This is a genomic window from Massilia sp. 9096 (assembly GCF_000745265.1).
Taxonomy (GTDB): Bacteria; Pseudomonadota; Gammaproteobacteria; order Burkholderiales; family Burkholderiaceae_D; genus Telluria.
In genome coordinates this window covers 3,075,648-3,092,946 of the sequence record NZ_JQNN01000001.1, presented here as the reverse complement: position 1 = coordinate 3,092,946, position 17,299 = coordinate 3,075,648, and the positions used below count along the sequence as shown (strand labels likewise).

The following is a 17,299-nucleotide window of genomic DNA, read 5'->3' as shown; positions in this document are numbered from 1 at the left end:
CCGGGCCTGTTCAAGCCCCGCGTCCGTAGATCAAGCCGCTGCCGCCCGGCCGGAACAAAGCGCCCATCGCATCGTGCGCCGGCTCGTCGCGCTGCTGGCGCGGCATCTGCAGCACCGAGATGCGGTCGGCCAGCGCCGGGGCCAGCTTTTCCATCGCCACGTCGAGGCTGGCCATGACGCCGACCTTCATGTCGCGCGTGGGCGTGACGGCCGCCTTCAGGATCGCCGCCGCGACCTGGTGCGGGTCGAGCTGGGGCGTGGGCAGCTTGGGCTGGCGCTCGAGGTAGTTGCGCGCGTGCTCGGGCAGCGGGGTGTTGACCGCGGTCGGCTCGATCAGCGTGATCGACACCGGGGCGCCGTCGGCGTGCTCGATTTCGATGCGCAGCGCATCGGTGAAACCCTTCACGGCATGCTTGCTGGCCGAATACATGCCCTGCAGCGGAATGGCCAGTTCGGAGCCTTCGCTGCCGACGTTGATCAGGGCGCCGCCGTGCCGGCGCAGGTGCGGCAGCGCGGCCAGCGAACCGTTGACCATGCCCCAGAAATTGACGTCGAACAGGCGCCGGCTGTCGGCTTCGGACACTTCGTCGACGCGGCCGTAGATGGTGTTGCCGGCGACGTTGGCCCAGGTGTCGATGCGCCCGAAGCGCTCGATCGCGGCGGCGGCGATGCGGTCGACCTGGGCGCGCTCGGCCACGTCGGCTTTCACGCTGATCGCTTCATGGCCCTGCTTTTCGAGGGTGGCGACGATCGCCTCCAGCACGTCGTCGCTGCGCGCCGCCAGCACCACGCGCGCGCCCGCACGGGCGGCGTCGAGCGCGGTCGCCAGGCCGATGCCGCTGGACGCGCCGGTGATCACGACGACCTGCTGGTCGAGGGGTTTGAGGGAAGAAGACATCGCCGGCTCCTGATGTGGTTGACTCGGCCAACATATCAGGATCGGTGATCGGGCAGCGCCCGCACACGCTTGGCGGCGTGTCAGGTCCGGTTCAGACCAGGCCGGCCACGCGCGCGTTGCGCTCTCGCTCGAGCTTGGTAATGTAGCGCTGCACGCCGGCCAGGTTGGCGCGCGAGATGTCGACGAACTGGCAGCCGATGCGGCGGTTGGTCTTGTTGTTGAGCAATTGCAGATCCTGCGAGTTGCGGATTTGCAGCGTGGTCGTGATCGGGCCGATCTCCGGCAGTTCCAGGCGGCAATTCGGATAGCTGGCGCCGACCGCCGTGCTGAGTTGCTGCTTGTTGTCGAGGATCGCGATGCCGCCGCAGCTGATGTCGGCCAGCGGAAATACCGCGGTGCCGCCGCCGAGTTCGACAGGCAGGGGAATCGTCACGCGGACGGGGTTGCTCACAGGGGTTTCCATACGATAATACTCCCGGCGTTGCAGCCGAATGAGGGTTGAAGGGATGGCTGCACGCAGCGCGCCGCTGCCTTCCCACTGGATTGCGCCCAGGCCGTCGAGCTGGAACAGAATGCGGATCTTGTCGAGCGAGGTTTCGCACATCACTTTTGGCGCGGCGACGATGCGTTCGTTCTGTTCGCGGTTGATCGAGCGGTCGAACACGACGAGACCGTCGTCGGCGTCGACATGCAGCAACGAGGTCACGCAGACGTCGCTTTCTCCTTTGATCAACAGACGCACCAGCTGGTTCTTTTCTGCGATCTGGCGCAGCAAGGCCACGATTTCCCTGCGCGACGCGACTTCATAGTCGTGCCATTTTTCGATTTCCGCTTCAGTGATTGCTTGCATCGGTTCCAACCGGGGACGGGGATGGGGGTGGGAGGTGCCGCGCCGTATCCGGGGCAGGCGGTGGAGCCTGGCCGGTAGCTTGCGCTGACTCAATATAATATAACCACGCCAACAGTTCAGCAATGGCGCGATACAGTGTGGGGGGTATCTGGCGGTCGAGGTCGACTTCCATGAGCAGCGCCACCAGCTCTTTCGACTCGTGCACGAACACCCCCGCCTCTTTCGCCCGGGCAATAATCTGGTCGGCGACCAGGCCCTGGCCCTTGGCCACGACCGTTGGCGCCGGGTCGCCCGCCGTGTAGGCAAGCGCGACCGCGTTCTGGCGCCGCGCCGCCGGGTTCTTGCGGTCGGGACCGCTCATTGGCCGGCCTCGGGTTCGCCGCCGTCGAGGTCGGGGGCGGGCAGCGCGCCGTGGATCGCCAGCGTCGCCAGCGGGGTGCCGGCGGCGTCCAGCGCACTGGCCAGGCGCGCGCGCTGCGCGTCCAGGCGCGCGTGCGCGTCGGCGTGCGGCGTGTCGAGACGGATGTGCAGCTGCTGGCCGGACAGCACCAGCTGCGCCTTGACTTCGCCCAGGCCGGGAAAGCGCAGCAGCAGGCGGCTGTGCCAGGCGCCGCCTTCAGCGCCGGCGGCGCCGCTCTGGCGGCCATCGGCGCCGTCCTGCTCGCGGCGTTCGATCTCCCATTGCAGCTGCTGGCCCGGAGTCAACTGGCCCTGCCACACGACGCGGCCCTGTTCCTGGGCGCTCAGCTGCTGGTTGATCAGCTGGGCGGCGGCCGGCTCGGTCGGCGAGGGCATGCCGCGCGCCTGCGGTTCGGCGGCCAGCTCGCCCAGCGTGCGTGCGCCTTGCGCCCATTCGGCCACGTGCGATTCGTAGAACAAGCCGCTCTTGTCGATGCCTTCCTTCAAGGCGGCGGCGATCTGGCCGGCGTCCTGTGTCGCCGCGCCCAGGAGCGGTGCGCGCGCGATCGCGCCGGCGCCCGCCGCGCCGGCGTTTTGCGCGGCGGCGATCACCTCGCCCAGCAGCTGGCCGGTGCGGCTGATCGAGGCGTTGCCGCCGTCGACGCTGCCGGCCGGCACCTGCGCCAGCGCACGCGTCTGCGCCAGCAGGGCGCTGGTGCGGCTCAAGGCGGCGGCGTCCTTGCCTTCGAGGTAGGCCAGCGGTGCTTGCCCCGCGCCCGCTGCGTGGGCGCCGTCCTGCGGCGCCGGCGCGGCTTCGGCAAAGGCCGGGCCCTTGCCGGTATCGACCTGGAAGGTGGGGCGCGGGTTCAAGGCGACCAGCGTCAGCGGCACCTGCTGGCCGGGCTCGGCGCCGGGCGGCAGCGGCATGCGCGCCGTCTGGTCGGCCACGCGCACGACGAAACTGCCGTCGTTCAGGCGCGACAGCACCTCGGCCTGCATGCTCTGGCCGAGCTGGGTCGAGAGGGCGCGCTGGAAGGCTTGCTGGCGCGGGTCGCCGATCGGCAGCACCGCGCCGGTGCGCGCGACCTGGGACAGGGACAGGGTGTCGCGCGGCAGCATTATTCAGTCGGAGAGGTGGGAAATCCGCCGGCTCAGACGCCGTAGGCGCGGGCGATGCGGCGTTCGACGGTCTTGTTGCTGATCATCGCGCTCAGGCGCGCCATCCACGGCTGGGTCAGGTCGCGGATCTTGCGGTCCGAGTCCAGCATGCGGCGGATCGCATTCGCCTTCTTGGCGCGCTCGGGCGCGGCCAGGGGCCGGTTCAGCGCGTCGCAGGCCTTCAGCTGGCGCACGCAGGCGGCGCACTGGTGCTCGAGCTGGACCAGGCGCTCCCAGTCGCTCGCATTCGCGGCCGCCAGCATCTGGTCGGTGATGCCGACCATCGCTTCGTACACCGAGATGACGTCCTGGCTGCTCATTGCCTGCGCGCCCATCATGCGCTCACCAGGGTGGCGGCTTGCGGCATGGCGGCGGCCTGGGCGGCCGGCGGCTGCGGCTGGCCGACCTTGTCGCCGATCTCGACCCAGGCGCTGCGCAGGTCCGACAGCAGGCGGTGCACTTCGTCGAGGATGGTCACGTCGTTCTTGAGGTTGGCTTCGAACAGGCGCCGGCTCATGTAGTCGTACAGCGCGTCCAGGTTCTCGGCGATCTCGCCGCCGGCCTTCAGGTCGAGCGAGACGCGCAGGCCGTTGTCGATGATGGTGATGGCGTGCGAGATCGCGGCGCCCTTGGCCGCGATGTTGCCGGCGGCAATGTTGCCCTTGGCCTTGGCCAGGGCGGTCAGCACGCCGTCGTACAGCATCACGATCAGCTTGTGCGGCGAGGCGGAGGCGATGCCGGTCTCGAGGCCGACGTTGGCGTAGGCGTTGACGCCGCGTTTCATGTTTCCGAACATGGGGTTCTCTCCAATTTGATCAGGGTGCCTGCCGGGATCAGGCCGCCGAGTTGGCGGCGATCGAGGCCAGCTGCTGGGTCAGGTAGCTTTGGGTCGATTGCATCGACGACAGCATGGTGTCGAGCGAATTGAATTGGGTCGTGTACATTTTCTGCAGGTCGTTCAGGTGGTCCTGGAAATCCGACTTCTGGGTCGCGATCGATTTGATCGACGTGTTCAGGCCGTCGGTGCGTCCGGTGATCAGGCCGCCCGTGCCGATGAAGCCGGTGGAAAGGTTGTTCAGCAGGACCGCGTAGCCTTGCGAGAAATTGATGTCGCCGCGGTCGCCGGCGGCGCCGCCGTTGATCGTCAGCTGCAGGCCCTCGGTTGGCGAGGCGACCGCGCCGCTCAGGGTCTGGCCGTTGCCGGTCGCCTGCACGCCGCCGATGGTGCCGGCCACGTCCTTGCCGGCATCGGCCTTGGCCCCGCCGAACACGACGTCGGGACCGGTGCCGGTCACGCTGTCGACCGACAGGTTCGAGCCGCTGCCCCATTTGGTCGAGGACAGGGCCAGGTGGCCGGTCGCGTCGATCGAGGCGGCCACGGTGTCGCCCGAGCTGGCGAAGTCGGAGTCGCCGTTGATCGCCGAGCGCAGCACGGCGGCCAGCTCGGCCGGGCTGTAGCTGCCGGCCGGGATGGCGATGTTCTGCACCTTGCTAGCGGTGGTCGGGTCGGTCTGGTTCAGGGTCACCGACCAGGTGGTGTTGGCGCCGATCGTGGTGGTCGCGGCGAGCGGATTGGCGCCGGTCAGCGTCGACTGGGTCGCCATCTGGGTGATGTTGACCGCGTAGTTGCCGGCCTGGGTCTTGGCCGACGACTTCGCCACGCTGATCTGGCCGTCGCTGGCCTGGCCGACCGCGGCGAACAGGCCGGCGATGTCGCTGAAGTTGTTCGTCATCGCCGTGTTCAGCTTGGTCGAGTCGACCGCCAGCGTGCCGTCCTTCTGGAAGCTGACGCCGATCTGGCTCAGCGTGGTCATGCCGTCCAGGCCCTGCACCGCGTTGCCGAGCGCGGCGCGCAGCTGGGTCTGGATGCTGCGCGCGGTGAAGTCGCCCTGCAGCGCGCCGGCTTGCTTGGTGTCCGGGTTGTAGGCGGTCAGGCCGGAAATCGTCGAGTTGAGCGTGTTGTAGGCCTTGACGAAGCCGTTGATGGCGGTGGTCACCGAGGCTGTGTCGCGCGCCACGGTCAGGCTGGTCGAGCCGGTCTGCGCGGCGGTGATGGTCACGCCGCTGATGGCGTCGGCGACGTCCTTGGTATGGCTCTTGACGGCGATGCCGTTGACGTTCACCAGGGTGTCCTGGGCCGCACTGGTCTGCTGCAGGGCCTGGACCCCGGACGGGTCGTAGCTCAGCAGGCTGCTCAGCGCCGGATCGGCATCGGCGCCGCCGGCGCCGCCGACCATGATCTTCATGTTGGCGTTGGCGCCGGTCTTGGTCGAGGCCAGCACCAGGTGGTAGGGCTTGTCGCTGCCGTCCGAGACGATGCTGGCGGTCACGCCGATGTTGGCCTTGTTGATCGCGTCGCGGATGCCGGACAGGGTCTGGTTGCCGGGGTCGATGTTGACCGTGCTGATGGTCTGGGCGCCGTCCAGCGCGAAGCCGGCGCCGCTGTAGCTGCCGCCGGTGCCGGCCGTGAAGCCGGCCAGCGCCGGGTTGCTGCCGGCGATCGTGATCGGGCTGCCGTCGCTCGAGGTCAGGTTGACGCCGCCGCTGGCGACGGCGGTCGAGCCGGTGTTGGCCGTGCCGTTGTTGTGCACGCCGCCGGTCACGCCGCCGGTCACGGTTTCGGTGACGTCGAGGTCGGAGCCGTCGGCCGAGGTGAATTTCAGGGTACCGTCGCTGGCCTTGCCGCTGAACGTGATGCCGGCCGCGGCCAGCGCCTGGGTGGTGGTGTTGTCGGCGCCGAGCGTGTCGTCGATCGAGGCCGCGGTCACGCCGCTGCCGGCAGCGACGCCGGCGCCCTGGGTGGCGATCTTGACGCCGGCCACGCTCAGCGCATAGCTGCTGCTGGCGTCGGTCTGGACGTTGCCGAAGGTGGTCGCGCCGGCGCTGCCGAACAGGTCGGCGGCGGTCGTGGCCGGGCCCGGCGTGGCGGTCACGCCGGTGGTGTCGCTCTGGGCGTTGATGGCGTCGGCCAGGTCCTGGGCGCTGCGGGTGGTGCTGTCGGTCGCGATGGTGGCGCCGTTGATGCTCAGCGAACCCTTGGGAATGCCGCTCGTGGCGGCGCGGGCCGCGAGCGTGCCGCCGTTGATGCCGAAGTTGCCGCCGCTGACACTGCCGAATTCGAAAGTCAGCGTGGCGCCGGCGCCGCTGCCGATGAGGGCGCTCACGCTGGCCTGGCCCGGCGTGTTCAGGCTTTGCGCCTGGGCCAACTGGTTGACGCTGATCTTGTAGTTGCCCGGCACCGCCGTGCTGGTCGTGGCGGCGGTCAGGATGCTCTTGTCGCCCGGGGTGGAAGTCAGGGCCTGGAAGGTCGAGGCCTGGCTGAGCGAGGACAGCGCGCCCTGGAAGGTGCCGATCGCGCCGCTCAGCTGGCCGTAGGCGGCGATCTGGTTTTGCAGCGAATTGGTCTTGCTGTCGTAGGTTTGCAGCGGAATCGACTCGGCCGCCATCAGCTTGCTGACCAACCCGCCGACGTCGAGACCGGACCCAATGCCCGGAGTGCTAATGCCCATCGCGATTCTCCTGTGAAGTCACTACTCTAAGTGATTATCGACAGGATTAATCCGTACTTGAGAGCCGGAAACATATGCCAATTCGATGACATTCGTTTCCAGCTCTCAAGCCGGACCTTACGCGGTGTGGTCGATCAGGCGGCCCTGCAGTTTTTCCATGGATTCGTCGATCGACTTGGCGATCCGCAGTGCTTCTTCCGACGGCATCTGGCGCACGACTTCCTTGGTGTCCTGGTCGATCAGCTTGACCACGATTTCCTTGGTGTCATGGTCGACCGAGAATTGCAGCGTCTGCGACGAGCCCGGTATCGAATCGTTCAGCTTCTTGACGGCGGCATCGACCTCTTCACGTGACGGACTGGCCTTCTTGTCCGTCGCGGCGGCCGGCTGCACGGCGGCGCCGGACGCGCGGTCGGTTGGACCCGCGGCGGCCGGCGCGGGCGTGGCGGGCGCCTGGGTGGCGCCCGAGGCAAGCGGTGAGATGTTCATCATGAATCCCTAGCAAAAAATCCCCGGCTGGATTGCTCCAGCCGAGGCATCGCATTACGTCGATTGTGGTATTGCTACAGGTTCTCCGATTAACCGCGCAGGAGCGACATCACGCCGTTCGGCAGCGAGTTCGCCTGGGCCAGCATCGAGGTACCTGCCTGCTGCAGGATCTGCGAACGGGTCATGTTCGCGGTTTCCGAAGCGAAGTCGGTGTCGGTGATGCGGCTGCGCGATGCCGACAGGTTGGTCTGCGAGGTGCCCAGGTTCGAGATGGTGCTGTCGAAACGGTTCTGGATCGCGCCGTACTGCGAACGCTGGTTGTTGACGGCTGCCAGGGCGGCGTCGGCGATCTTGATGGCTTGCTGCGCGCCATCGAAGGTGCTGATGTCGAGGTTGCCGACCGACTTCAGGCTCGAGCTGCCGCCCAGGCCGTAGCCGCTGCCGTCGGTGACCGAGAACGAGTTGTTCGAATCCATCTCGATCGCGCCTTTCGAGACCACGCCGGTGGCATCGACGGCGGCGGCGCTGGCCGGGGCGCTGAGGCCGCCCGTGGTCGAGTTCGCCGTATAGGTGCCGAGCGTCGCATCGGCGGTGCTGCCGGTGGCTGCCTTCAGCTTGATGTCGTTGCCGGACGCGTTGGTCAGCTTGATGCCGCCGTTGGTCTGGTCGTAGGACGCGGTCACGCCGGTCTTCGAGCTCTGGGCGTTGAACGCGCTGATGGCCTGAGAATAGTCGTTGGCGTTCGGGGTGGCGCCGCCAGAGTTACCCACCGTGAACGAAACCGTCACGGCTGAGCCGCTGTTGTCGCTGTTCAGCGACATCGTGTACGAGCTGCCGGCGGTTGCCTTGAGCTGCGAGTTGGTCTGGGCCGTCGCGGTGACGCCGGTATTGCCCGAAACCGCGTTGATGCCGGCGGCGACGTCCTTGGCGCTTTCTCCAGCGGTGACCGCGACGTCCTTGCTGCCCGCGCTGCCGGCGATCGTCATGGTACCCGCGGTGACCGGATCCGCAGCAGCGGCGGCCGGTGCGTTGTTGGTCATGGCGTTGTTGCCGTAGGCGCTGGTGGTGAAGTTAGCGCCGGTCATCGAGATCAGTTGGCCGGCGTTGGCGCCGACCTGGAAGCTCGCGGTGCCCATCGAGCCGTCCAGCAGGTTCTGGCCGTTGAACTGGGTGGTCTGTGCGATGCGGTTCAGTTCCGAAGCGCTCTGCGTGACTTCGTTCTGCAGGGCGGCGCGGTCGCTGGCGGTGTTGCTGGCGTTCGACGACTGGACGGCCAGCTGGCGGATACGCTGCAGGATGTCGCTCGAGCTCGAGAGGGCGCCGTCGGCCGTCTGGGCCATCGACACGCCGTCGTTCGCATTGCGGGTCGCCTGATCCATGCCGTTGATCTGCGAGGTCATGCGGCTCGAGATGGCCAGGCCGGCGGCGTCGTCTTTCGCGCTGTTGATACGCAGGCCCGAGGACAGGCGCTGGATCGAGGTCTGCAGCGAGGTTTGCGAAGACGACAGGTTACGCTGGGCGTTCAGGGATGCAATGTTGGTATTGATTACGGAAGTCATGGTTCTCTCCAGACTGGGTCTTACGTGGGTGCAGCAACGTGCCGCTCATTCACTTTGGTCTGTCACGCTGTTCCGTGGCATTCAAACCGCTGTTGTTGCTGGTAACGGTGCTCTACGGAAAAAGTTTAGGGCTGGAATCAAATATTTTTCGGATTTTTTCGCTTTAGGCCGGAGCACGCTGGCCTTGGCGGCGGCAAATCGTCGAACTTGAGCCTGAAAATAATTTTCTTTGGGTGAAAAAAAACGGGTCCGGCCTGAGCGGGACCCGTCGGCAATGCGATCAGCAGCTCATTCGGCGATGACGACGCGGTTCTTGCCGCTCTGCTTGGCGCGGTACATGGCGGCGTCGGCGCGCGCCATCAGCGCGGCCTGGTCCTCGTTCTGGTGGCGCAGCGCGACGCCGCAGGAAAAGGTGATCAGCATCTTCTCGTTTTCGTGCAGGAAGAAGTGGCGGGTCAGCTCGCGCTGCACGCGCACCATTGCCGAGCTGGCGGCCTCGACGCCGGTCTCGGGCAGCAGGATCAGGAACTCCTCGCCGCCAAAGCGCGCGATCACGTCCATCGAGCGCAGCGTGTCCTTGACCACTTTCACCAGGTGGCGCAGCGCGTTGTCGCCGGCCAGGTGGCCATAGGTGTCGTTGAGCTTCTTGAAGTTGTCGAGGTCGAGCAGGGCGACGCACAGCGGCGTGCCGCGCCGGTCCGCGCGCGCGCTCTCGCGTTCGAACACGTCATCCAGGCCGCGCCGGTTCAGGCTGCCGGTCAGCTGGTCTTCGCGCACCAGTTCGCTCATGTGCTGCAGCTTGGCTTCCAGTTCCTGGATGCGCGCCTCGGCTTCCTGGACTTCCTGATGCGCCGCCAGCATGCGGTCGCGCGAGGCCAGCGCGTCGGCCTGCACGATTTTCGTTTCGCGCAGCACCTCGTCGAGCACGACGTTGAGTTCCTCGACGTTGCCGGCATGGCGGATGCGCTCGGAAAAGCCGCCGATCTTTTCCTGGAAATTGCCGGTCGACGCCGCCACCGAGCCGAGCCGGTCGATGAAGGTCATCATCATGTTCTTGACCGTCAGGCGCACGTCGGCGATGCCGTGCTTGAGCTGGCCCTGCTTGAAGATCACGTCCTTCAGGCTGCGCGTGGCGTCTTCCAGCGCGCGCGCATCGAGCGGTCCGGCGATCAGGTCCTGCACCGCGGCGATCTGGCCGCGCATCCAGCTATCGTCGTCGAGCAGCTCGCTGACGTTTTCCAGCAGCAGCTTGAACAGGCGCAGCAGCAGCTCCTGCTGTTCCGCGCCATCGCCGCGCTTGATCTCGATCTGGTAGCACAGCTCCTTCAGGCGCGTGGCGATTTCCTGCAGCGCATCCTCGTTGTGGGCCGCCTTTACCGCCGAGCCGAGCGATTCGGCTTCGCTCGCCAGCGGCGTGCCCGACAGCAGCGAGGCGACCGCGAAGGTCAGCGTGCGGCTGAGCAGGTCGCGCAGCATCTTCGCTTCGGGGTCTTCGGTGCCCAGCGCCATTACGGGGTGCGTGTGGCGGCGCAAGTGCTTTTCGGCCAGCTGCGACAGCGTGCGCGCGTAGCCGTCCCAATCGCGCTGCTTGACCGCGCGGTTGAAGCGGACGCCGAATTCGGCCAATTCGCCTGGCGTCTCGCTCAGGCGGCTGGCGAAACCGGACAGCACGGTTTCGGCGCCGGCATCGGCGGGATTGGCAGCCGTCGGCGCCGGCGCCGGCACGGGGGCAGGCGCGGGCAAGCCGGCGATCTCGTTATAGATGTCGCGGTAGGCGTCGGGGGTCGGCGCGATACGGCGCGTGGCCAGGCGGCGGAACGCTTCGCGCGCGATTTCCGCCGGATTCATGGATGCGCCTGCGGGCGGCGGGGTAGGGTTGGACATGTTGGACGATACAATTTTGGATTTTATTACGGACATGGTATCGAATTCGGCAAATTTTGATCGCTCGAAAACAAGCGGCAATACCGCCCAGTCCAGGGTTTTGTATTGACGCCGATATAAAGGGCAAGGCGCCGTCGGCCTCTTTCAGCAGCTTGCCATCGCATTTCGATCGCCAGCGATTTGGCGCCGGAAGGCGTGCGATGAGGAGTCCTACACGGTTTCAGCCCGTATGCCGATTCGCGCCGTGGTAAAACGCGCTACGATGGCAGCCATCCCCCACGCATCGGAAGGAGCGCACCATGGCCAAGCAGCCAGTCAATCCGGGCGACGTCGACCTGGACGCCATGCCCACCCCCGCGCCGGAAGGCACCGACCTCGGCAAGAACGAAGCGGCCAAGCCGCCGCCCGAATCGAAAACCGGCAGCGACGACCGGCCCGGCGCCGGCGGCAACGCCACCACGCGCGGCCCGGGCGGGCCGGACAGCGGCAGCGACGCGATGCCGGGCCAGAGCAACGCCCTCTAATCAGATCCGCCCAGCCGGCAGGTTCACTGGCCCGGCGGCTGCCACAGTTCGACCTTGTTGCCCTCGGGGTCGATGACCCAGCCGAACTTGCCGTACGCCGAGTCCTGGGTCGCCTCGAGCACCTCGCAGCCTTCGGCGCGCAGCGCCTGCAGCCGGGATTGGCTCGCCTACCTAATCAATCAGCTGATTGCGGATCGCATAATGGGTCAGCTCGGCGCTGGTTTTCAGCTTCATCTTGGACAGCAGGCGCGAACGGTATTCGCTGACGGTCTTGACCGACAGCGAGAGCTCCTTGGCGATCTCGCCGACCGTCTTGCCTGATGCAATCATCGTCAGCGTCTGGTATTCGCGGTCGGACAGCGATTCGTGCGGCGGCTTCTCGAAGCCGTCGCCGACCTGGGCCGCCAGCACCTGGGCCAGCTGGGCGCTGACGTAGCGCTGGCCGGCGGCCACCTGGCGGATCGCGTTGACCAGTTCCCTGGGCGCGCTCTGCTTGGTCAGGTAGCCGGCCGCGCCGGCTTTCAGCGCGCGGATCGCGTACTGGTCTTCGCGGTGCATCGACAGCATCAGCACCGCCAGGTCGGGTTTTTCGTCCTTGATCTGCTTGAGCACTTCGATGCCGTTGCGGTCGGGCAGGGAAATGTCGAGCAACAGCACGTTGCAGCGTGATTTGCGGAACAGCTTGACGGCATCCAGGCCGGTCTCGGCTTCGCCGGCGACGACGATGTCGCGCTGCTCGGCGAGGATCTGTTTCAGGCCTTCGCGCACGATGGCGTGGTCGTCGGCAATAAAAACGCGGATGCTGGTCTTCTCGCTCATGCTTTGGGGGATAGAATCTCGACAACAACCATCGTGCCACCACCGGGCGCCGCCGACAAGGTCAACGTGCCGCCCAGCGCGCGTGCGCGTTCGCTCATGCCGAGCAGTCCGAACGATTGCGGCTTGAGCCGGTCCGAAGGCAGGATGCCGCGCCCATTATCGCAGATGGTGAGCGTCAGGTGCTGGCGCTGGCGCCGCAGCGTGACCGTCACGCGGGTGGCGCCGGCATGCTTGGCGATGTTGGTCAGCGCTTCCTGGAAGATTCGAAACAGCGCGCTGGCATGGTCCGGGTCGAGGTCGAGATCCGCATCGACGCTGTGGAACCAGCAGGCGATGCCCATCCGCTTTTCGAACTCGCGCGCCTGCCATTCGAGCGCGGCGACGATCCCCAGGTCGAGCGTCGACGGCCGCAGGTCGAGCGAGATGCGGTGCACGGCCTCGATGGTGCGGTCGACCAGGTCGTCGAGGTACTCGGCTTTTTCGGTCAGCGCGGCGTCGTCCGGCAGGCGCGCCGACAGCATCGCCAGCGCCATCTTGATGGCCGTCAGGTTGCCGCCGAGGTCGTCGTGGATCTCGCGCGCGATGCGGGCGCGCTCTTGTTCCTTGACCTGCTCGATGTGGTCGGTCAGCTCGGCCAGGCGTGCGCGCGAATGCTCCAGTTCCGTCTGCGCGCGCTTGCTGGCCGTGATGTTGGTCATGATGCCGTCCCACTGCGTGCCGCCTTGAGCGCTTCCCTGCAGGGCAAGCGGCGTGGCGCGCAGGTTGATCCATTTGACGTCCCGGAACGCCTCGACCCAGATCCGGCCTTCCCAGTTCCACATCGCGTTGTCCGCCTGCGAAGACTGCATCGTCTCCAGGTAGGCCGCCCGGTCTTCCGGCAGGATCAGCGCCAGGAAGCGCTCCGGCGCCGCCTGCAGTTCGGCCGCGCCCAGGCCGAGCAGGGCGTGGCAGCCCTCGCTCAGGTAAGGGTAGGCGACGCTGCCGTCGGCATGCCGGACGAACTGGTAGACCAGGCCGGGGGTGTGGTTGACCACGGCGTTGAAGCGCGTCTGGTATTGCTCGAGCGCGCGCTCGGCCGCGACTTCGAGCGAGAGGTCGTCGCCGACCGCCAGGAACAGCGGGCGGTCGTCGCGCTCGATGCGCAGGAAGCACAGCTTGACCGGATAGGTGCTGCCGTCGCGGCGCCGGTGATGGGTGCGCAGATTGACCTCGGCGCCGACCTGCGGCCCGAGTTCCCCGAGCAGCCGCTGCAGTTCCGCGGCGTCGACCCAGGGCGCCAGGTCGAGCGGGGTCATGCCGGCCAGCTCGGCCAGCGCGTAGCCGAGGTTCTGGCGCGCGGTCTGGTTGACGTCGACCAGGCGCAGGGTATCGGCGTCGACCAGGTAGATCTCGGTCGGCGCGGCCTGCATGGCGGGGGCCAGCGTCGGCGTGACGGCGGTGGAAGTCGGGTCGGGTTGCATGTCGGTCCTGGTCCTTGCTGTTCTTGTCCTGATTCTTGCTCAGCGCCGCCGCGCGCGCCACAGTACGATGAAGCGGCGCAACGCGCGCGAGGTACGGCCGGCATGGCGGCTGCCGAACGGCACGCCGTGGCGCCGCCGCAGCATGCGCGCCAACCGGCGCCGGCCCTGCCTGAGCTTGCGGCGCAGCTCGTCCAGCAGCGCGCGCGCCTGGCGCACCGCCGGGCTCGCGCGAAAACGCGCCATGCAGCGCGCCTTGAGCGCCATGAAGCCGCCATGGCCGCGTGCGAACCAGCGCACGTCCAGCAGCGTCGGCAGCGTCAGCGCGTACAGCCGCGCGACCACGGCGGCGCCGCCGATCTTGGCCGCGACCAGGGCTGCGATGCCGGACGCCGCATGCCCGTGCGCGATCGCGACCAGCGCCAGCAGCTTGACCGGCAGCAGCAACAGCCCGGGCAGGACGAAGGCGCACAGCGCGGCCCAGGGCGGCAGGCGGCGCACGTGCAGCTCGAGCAGCTGCAGCAATGGCCAGCGCGACAATGCGACCGCCAGGCGCATGCCGACGTCCCAGCACCACTCTTCGAGCAGCAGCACCAGGGCAGCCAGGTACACCAGCGGGGTCAGCAGGCGGCTACGGACGACTCGGGTCATGGGCGCATGATACGGGAAACGATGCGAAGCGTAAGCACGCGAGCGCGTCCTTGTACTCGCATGCGCGCCCACGTGCGCCCATGTGCGTTTACAATGGTCTGATGAACAAGGCATTTGTAAAAGAGTCCGACAACGAGGACGATGACGAGGCCCTTGCGCTGGCCCAGGCCATTCCCGCCGGTTCCAAGAACTACATCACACCGGCCGGCCACAAGGCGATCAAGGACGAGTTGCTGCAGCTGATCGACGTCGACCGGCCGGAAGTCGTGCGCGTGGTGCACTGGGCCGCGTCCAACGGCGACCGTTCGGAAAACGGCGACTACATCTACGGCAAGCGGCGCCTGCGCGAGATCGACCGCCGCATCCGCTTTCTGACCAAGCGCCTGGATTCGGCCTTCGTGGTCGACCCATCGGTCCATCACGGCAACGACCAGGTATTCTTCGGCGCCACCGTCGCTTACCTGAACAAGGCGGGCGAGGAGCATGCCGTCACCATCGTCGGCATCGACGAACTCGATCCGCTCAAGGGCCGCATCAGCTGGGTCTCGCCGGTCGCGCGCGCGCTCACCAAGGCGCGCGAAGGCGAGGTCGTGACCCTGCACACGCCGCAAGGGGTGGACGAGCTCGAGATCCTGAGCGTCGAGTATCCGGCGCCGCGCGAGGGCTGAGACCGGGCTGGTTTCCAGCGCAGTCACGCACGCCAGCCTGCCCACTGGTAAGATGAACGGTTTCACCGATCCGAACCGCATGAACCTTCCCATTGAGCCGGCTGCTCAGCCGGTTACCGAGCCGGACGCGCTGGCTGCGCTGCGCGCCGCCACCGACAGCCGCCATACCCTGCTCGACAGCGGCTTGGCCGTAGGCGCGCCCGATGCTTCCATCGCCGACTACGTTGCGCACCTGGGCATGCTGCGCGCCTGGCTGGCGCCGCTGGCCGGCTGGCTGGCCGGTTTCGGCGACGGCCCGCAGGCCGCGCACGCGCCCGATGTCCGGCTCGACATGGATGCCTGGCTGCGCGCGCGCCTGGCGCTGATCGACGCCGACCTGCGCGACGCCGGCATCGACCCGGAAAGCTTGCCGGCGGCCTCGGACGCGCCCTGGCCGGCGCAGGCCGGCGCGGCTTACCGCTGGGGCGTGTGCTACGTCGTCGAGGGCTCGCAGCTGGGCGGCGCGGTGCTCTACGGGCGCCTGCACGAACGCCTGGCGCCGCATCCGCTGCGCTACCTGAAAGGCGACGGCATCGGACCCGGCCCGCGCTGGCGCCTGTTCATGCAGGCCTTGCGCGCGCACGTGCGCACGCGGGAGGACATCGCCGATGCCTGCCGGGGCGCCTGCGACGCGTTCGACCGCATCCTGGCCACGCGCGCGCACCTGCGCGCGTAACAGTTTTCTGTACGCACGAGCCGACCCGGCAGGTTCGCATTCGTGCGTAATGAACAATGAACTCACGACCTGGCTGCGTCCCCGTGTGCGCGGCCGCGAGACCGATTTGTTTGAATGAAAATCCGCGCCTACCTGGCGATCATGATCGGCGCGATCATCCTGCCGATCGCGCTGTTCGCCGCCGTCGCATTGCACACCTTGCTGCGTTCCGAGCGCGAAGCGGCGCTGCAGGCCTTGGACGAAACCGTCAGCGCCACGGCGCGCCTGGGACAGTTCGCCAATCCCAAGCTGATGCAGGCCGCCGCCCAGGCGCAGCGCGGCCTGGTCCGCTTTCCCAACCGCGCCGGCATCGACGCCTGCCACGCCTTCATCCGTTCGCCGATGTCGGGCTGGCTGATCGCGGTGAGCGTGCCGGCTGCGGAGATCGAAGGCGCGGCGCGCCACGCGGTCGCGCTGGCGGCGGCCGGCATGGCGGTGGCGCTGCTGTGCGCGGCCTTCGCGGTGGCCTTTTTCGGACGGCGCCTGGTCGAAGCGATCCAGGGTGCGGCGCGCGCCGCCACGACGCTGAGCCGGGGCGAGGTGCCGCACGCGGCGCGTGCCGGCGCCTGCATCGCCGAGTTCGACGCGCTGCAGCGCTCGATGATCGAGGCCGGCCAGGCGCTGGCCGCGTCCGAGCGCGAACGGGCCGCACTGCTCGAGCGCGAGCAGGGTGCGCGCAGGATGGCCGAGGACCAGGTACGCATCCGCGACGACTTCCTCGCCATGCTCAGCCACGAGCTGCGTAATCCGCTCAGCGGCATCCTCGGCGCGGCCCAGCTGCTGCGCATGGACACGGCCGCGCCGGCGATCCGGCGCCAGGCCCAGGACATCCTGGTGCGCCAGGGCCGCCACCCGACCCGCATCGACGACCTGCTCGACCTGGCCCGGCTGGCGCGCGGCAAGGTCAAGCTCGACATGCAGCCGGTCGAACTGGCCTCGGTGGTCGAATCGGTGGTCGAGGCGGCCAGCGTGGCCGGGCGCATCCAGCATCGCCTGCATTGCGACCTGGCGCCGGCCTGGGTCGAGGCCGACCGCACGCGTATCGAGCATGTGGTCGGCAACCTGGTCACCAACGCGCTCAAGTACACGCCGGCCGGCGGTTCGATCGACATCGTCCTGGAGGTGCAGCAGGGCCAGGCTTGCCTGCGCGTGTGCGATTCCGGCGTGGGCATCGCCCCGGAGCTGATGGCCACGCTGTTCGACATCTTCGTGCAGGGCGCGGTGTCGCTCGACCGTTCGCAGGGCGGCCTGGGCATCGGCCTGTCGCTGGTGCGCAGCCTGGTCGGGCTGCACGCCTGGCGCCCATGCAGTGCTCGCCAAGGTGCTCACCAGGGTGCTGTTGATCGAGGATAACGAGGATGCGCGCCACATGCTGGCGGCGCACGGCTACCGGGTGCAGGAGGCGGGCAATGGCCTCGACGGCATCGCGCTGGCGCAGCGCGAACGGCCGGAGCTGGCGATCGTCGACATCGGTCTGCCCGGCATCGACGGCTACGAGGTGGCGCGGCGCCTGCGCCGGGATGCGGCGACACGGGCGATGCGCCTGGTGGCGCTGACCGGCTATGGCCAGGAAGTCGACCGCCTGCGCGCGCTGCAGGCCGGCTTCGACGAGCACTTCGCAAAGCCGCTCAAGTCCGAGGACCTGGCGGCTTTGCTGGCAAACGCCGAGTGAGGGAAGGG

Annotated in this window: 19 protein-coding genes; 5 read left to right on the top strand and 14 right to left on the bottom strand. The window is 67.8% G+C overall.

Annotated features, from left to right (window positions below):
* Positions 1-10 precede the first annotated feature (10 nt).
* The 10 genes from FA90_RS13240 to FA90_RS13195 all read right to left on the bottom strand — a co-directional run bounded on the left by FA90_RS13240 (position 11) and on the right by FA90_RS13195 (position 10,710).
* The gene (locus FA90_RS13240; RefSeq protein WP_036169400.1) at positions 11-898 is read right to left on the bottom strand and encodes an SDR family oxidoreductase; all 888 of its coding nucleotides are present in this window, start codon (positions 896-898) and stop codon (positions 11-13) included.
* 91 nt (positions 899-989) lie between these two features.
* On the bottom strand, positions 990-1,748 hold the full coding sequence (locus FA90_RS13235) for a flagellar brake protein (protein WP_036169397.1): 759 nt from the start codon (positions 1,746-1,748) through the stop codon (positions 990-992).
* Positions 1,732-2,109, bottom strand: coding sequence for an EscU/YscU/HrcU family type III secretion system export apparatus switch protein (locus FA90_RS13230; RefSeq protein ID WP_036169395.1), 378 nt, complete (start codon positions 2,107-2,109; stop codon positions 1,732-1,734). Before FA90_RS13230 ends, FA90_RS13235 begins: the two co-directional genes overlap by 17 nt.
* Positions 2,106-3,266 (bottom strand): flagellar hook-length control protein FliK, encoded by a 1,161-nt coding sequence (locus tag FA90_RS13225; protein WP_051971770.1) that lies wholly within the window; start codon positions 3,264-3,266, stop codon positions 2,106-2,108. Before FA90_RS13225 ends, FA90_RS13230 begins: the two co-directional genes overlap by 4 nt.
* A gap of 32 nt (positions 3,267-3,298) precedes the next feature.
* Positions 3,299-3,643, bottom strand: coding sequence for a flagellar protein FliT (locus FA90_RS13220; RefSeq protein ID WP_239700737.1), 345 nt, complete (start codon positions 3,641-3,643; stop codon positions 3,299-3,301).
* The gene (fliS, locus tag FA90_RS13215; RefSeq protein WP_036169393.1) at positions 3,640-4,101 is read right to left on the bottom strand and encodes a flagellar export chaperone FliS; all 462 of its coding nucleotides are present in this window, start codon (positions 4,099-4,101) and stop codon (positions 3,640-3,642) included. Before fliS ends, FA90_RS13220 begins: the two co-directional genes overlap by 4 nt.
* A gap of 37 nt (positions 4,102-4,138) precedes the next feature.
* Positions 4,139-6,814 (bottom strand): flagellar filament capping protein FliD, encoded by a 2,676-nt coding sequence (gene fliD, locus FA90_RS13210; protein WP_036169391.1) that lies wholly within the window; start codon positions 6,812-6,814, stop codon positions 4,139-4,141.
* A gap of 117 nt (positions 6,815-6,931) precedes the next feature.
* Positions 6,932-7,306 carry a flagellar protein FlaG gene (locus tag FA90_RS13205; RefSeq protein ID WP_239700736.1) on the bottom strand — a complete coding sequence of 125 codons (375 nt, stop codon included), beginning with the start codon at positions 7,304-7,306 and terminating at the stop codon, positions 6,932-6,934.
* An 86-nt stretch (positions 7,307-7,392) separates the two neighbouring features.
* Complete coding sequence (locus tag FA90_RS13200) at positions 7,393-8,862, bottom strand: flagellin (RefSeq protein WP_036169388.1); 1,470 nt, start codon at positions 8,860-8,862, stop codon at positions 7,393-7,395.
* A 288-nt stretch (positions 8,863-9,150) separates the two neighbouring features.
* Complete coding sequence (locus FA90_RS13195) at positions 9,151-10,710, bottom strand: GGDEF domain-containing protein (protein WP_239700734.1); 1,560 nt, start codon at positions 10,708-10,710, stop codon at positions 9,151-9,153.
* A gap of 335 nt (positions 10,711-11,045) precedes the next feature.
* Between FA90_RS13195 and FA90_RS13190 the strand changes: the two genes are divergently transcribed.
* On the top strand, positions 11,046-11,270 hold the full coding sequence (locus FA90_RS13190; protein WP_036169385.1) for a hypothetical protein: 225 nt from the start codon (positions 11,046-11,048) through the stop codon (positions 11,268-11,270).
* 23 nt (positions 11,271-11,293) lie between these two features.
* On the opposite strand, the gene FA90_RS27710 is transcribed toward FA90_RS13190, so the two are convergent.
* Genes FA90_RS27710 through FA90_RS13175 form a run of 4 tightly spaced genes read right to left on the bottom strand, consistent with a single transcriptional unit; the run spans position 11,294 to position 14,197 of the window.
* Positions 11,294-11,392: a VOC family protein gene (locus FA90_RS27710; protein WP_373994608.1), complete on the bottom strand. Its 99-nt coding sequence runs from the start codon at positions 11,390-11,392 to the stop codon at positions 11,294-11,296.
* A gap of 49 nt (positions 11,393-11,441) precedes the next feature.
* Entirely contained in the window at positions 11,442-12,089 is a 648-nt protein-coding gene (locus tag FA90_RS13185; protein WP_036169383.1) for a response regulator transcription factor, read from the bottom strand.
* Positions 12,086-13,549, bottom strand: coding sequence for an ATP-binding protein (locus FA90_RS13180; RefSeq protein WP_239700732.1), 1,464 nt, complete (start codon positions 13,547-13,549; stop codon positions 12,086-12,088). The genes FA90_RS13185 and FA90_RS13180 overlap by 4 nt, the downstream gene beginning before the upstream one ends.
* A 39-nt stretch (positions 13,550-13,588) precedes the next feature.
* The gene (locus tag FA90_RS13175; protein WP_036169379.1) at positions 13,589-14,197 is read right to left on the bottom strand and encodes a hypothetical protein; all 609 of its coding nucleotides are present in this window, start codon (positions 14,195-14,197) and stop codon (positions 13,589-13,591) included.
* A gap of 101 nt (positions 14,198-14,298) precedes the next feature.
* Here FA90_RS13175 and greB point away from each other — a divergent pair, with 101 nt between their 5' ends.
* The 4 genes from greB to FA90_RS25025 all read left to right on the top strand — a co-directional run bounded on the left by greB (position 14,299) and on the right by FA90_RS25025 (position 17,291).
* Positions 14,299-14,865, top strand: a complete 567-nt coding sequence (greB, locus tag FA90_RS13170) for a transcription elongation factor GreB (RefSeq protein ID WP_036169378.1) — start codon at positions 14,299-14,301, stop codon at positions 14,863-14,865.
* Between the two features lie 79 nt (positions 14,866-14,944).
* Entirely contained in the window at positions 14,945-15,580 is a 636-nt protein-coding gene (locus FA90_RS13165; protein WP_036175602.1) for a biliverdin-producing heme oxygenase, read from the top strand.
* A gap of 114 nt (positions 15,581-15,694) precedes the next feature.
* Positions 15,695-16,972, top strand: coding sequence for a sensor histidine kinase KdpD (locus FA90_RS25030; protein ID WP_051971769.1), 1,278 nt, complete (start codon positions 15,695-15,697; stop codon positions 16,970-16,972).
* Complete coding sequence (locus tag FA90_RS25025; RefSeq protein ID WP_197065298.1) at positions 16,959-17,291, top strand: response regulator; 333 nt, start codon at positions 16,959-16,961, stop codon at positions 17,289-17,291. Before FA90_RS25030 ends, FA90_RS25025 begins: the two co-directional genes overlap by 14 nt.
* The last annotated feature ends 8 nt before the right edge of the window (positions 17,292-17,299 follow it).

Bases quoted from the DNA above. Each gene is read 5' to 3' on its own strand.
- FA90_RS13240 (WP_036169400.1), bottom strand. From the start codon at position 898: ATGTCTTCTTCCCTCAAACCCCTCGACCAGCAGGTCGTCGTGATCACC.
- FA90_RS13235 (WP_036169397.1), bottom strand. From the start codon at position 1,748: ATGCAAGCAATCACTGAAGCGGAAATCGAAAAATGGCACGACTATGAA.
- FA90_RS13230 (WP_036169395.1), bottom strand. From the start codon at position 2,109: ATGAGCGGTCCCGACCGCAAGAACCCGGCGGCGCGGCGCCAGAACGCG.
- FA90_RS13225 (WP_051971770.1), bottom strand. From the start codon at position 3,266: ATGCTGCCGCGCGACACCCTGTCCCTGTCCCAGGTCGCGCGCACCGGC.
- FA90_RS13220 (WP_239700737.1), bottom strand. From the start codon at position 3,643: ATGATGGGCGCGCAGGCAATGAGCAGCCAGGACGTCATCTCGGTGTAC.
- fliS (WP_036169393.1), bottom strand. From the start codon at position 4,101: ATGTTCGGAAACATGAAACGCGGCGTCAACGCCTACGCCAACGTCGGC.
- fliD (WP_036169391.1), bottom strand. From the start codon at position 6,814: ATGGGCATTAGCACTCCGGGCATTGGGTCCGGTCTCGACGTCGGCGGG.
- FA90_RS13205 (WP_239700736.1), bottom strand. From the start codon at position 7,306: ATGATGAACATCTCACCGCTTGCCTCGGGCGCCACCCAGGCGCCCGCC.
- FA90_RS13200 (WP_036169388.1), bottom strand. From the start codon at position 8,862: ATGACTTCCGTAATCAATACCAACATTGCATCCCTGAACGCCCAGCGT.
- FA90_RS13195 (WP_239700734.1), bottom strand. From the start codon at position 10,710: ATGAATCCGGCGGAAATCGCGCGCGAAGCGTTCCGCCGCCTGGCCACG.
- FA90_RS13190 (WP_036169385.1), top strand. From the start codon at position 11,046: ATGGCCAAGCAGCCAGTCAATCCGGGCGACGTCGACCTGGACGCCATG.
- FA90_RS13185 (WP_036169383.1), bottom strand. From the start codon at position 12,089: ATGAGCGAGAAGACCAGCATCCGCGTTTTTATTGCCGACGACCACGCC.
- FA90_RS13180 (WP_239700732.1), bottom strand. From the start codon at position 13,549: ATGCAACCCGACCCGACTTCCACCGCCGTCACGCCGACGCTGGCCCCC.
- FA90_RS13175 (WP_036169379.1), bottom strand. From the start codon at position 14,197: ATGACCCGAGTCGTCCGTAGCCGCCTGCTGACCCCGCTGGTGTACCTG.
- greB (WP_036169378.1), top strand. From the start codon at position 14,299: ATGAACAAGGCATTTGTAAAAGAGTCCGACAACGAGGACGATGACGAG.
- FA90_RS13165 (WP_036175602.1), top strand. From the start codon at position 14,945: ATGAACCTTCCCATTGAGCCGGCTGCTCAGCCGGTTACCGAGCCGGAC.
- FA90_RS25030 (WP_051971769.1), top strand. From the start codon at position 15,695: ATGAAAATCCGCGCCTACCTGGCGATCATGATCGGCGCGATCATCCTG.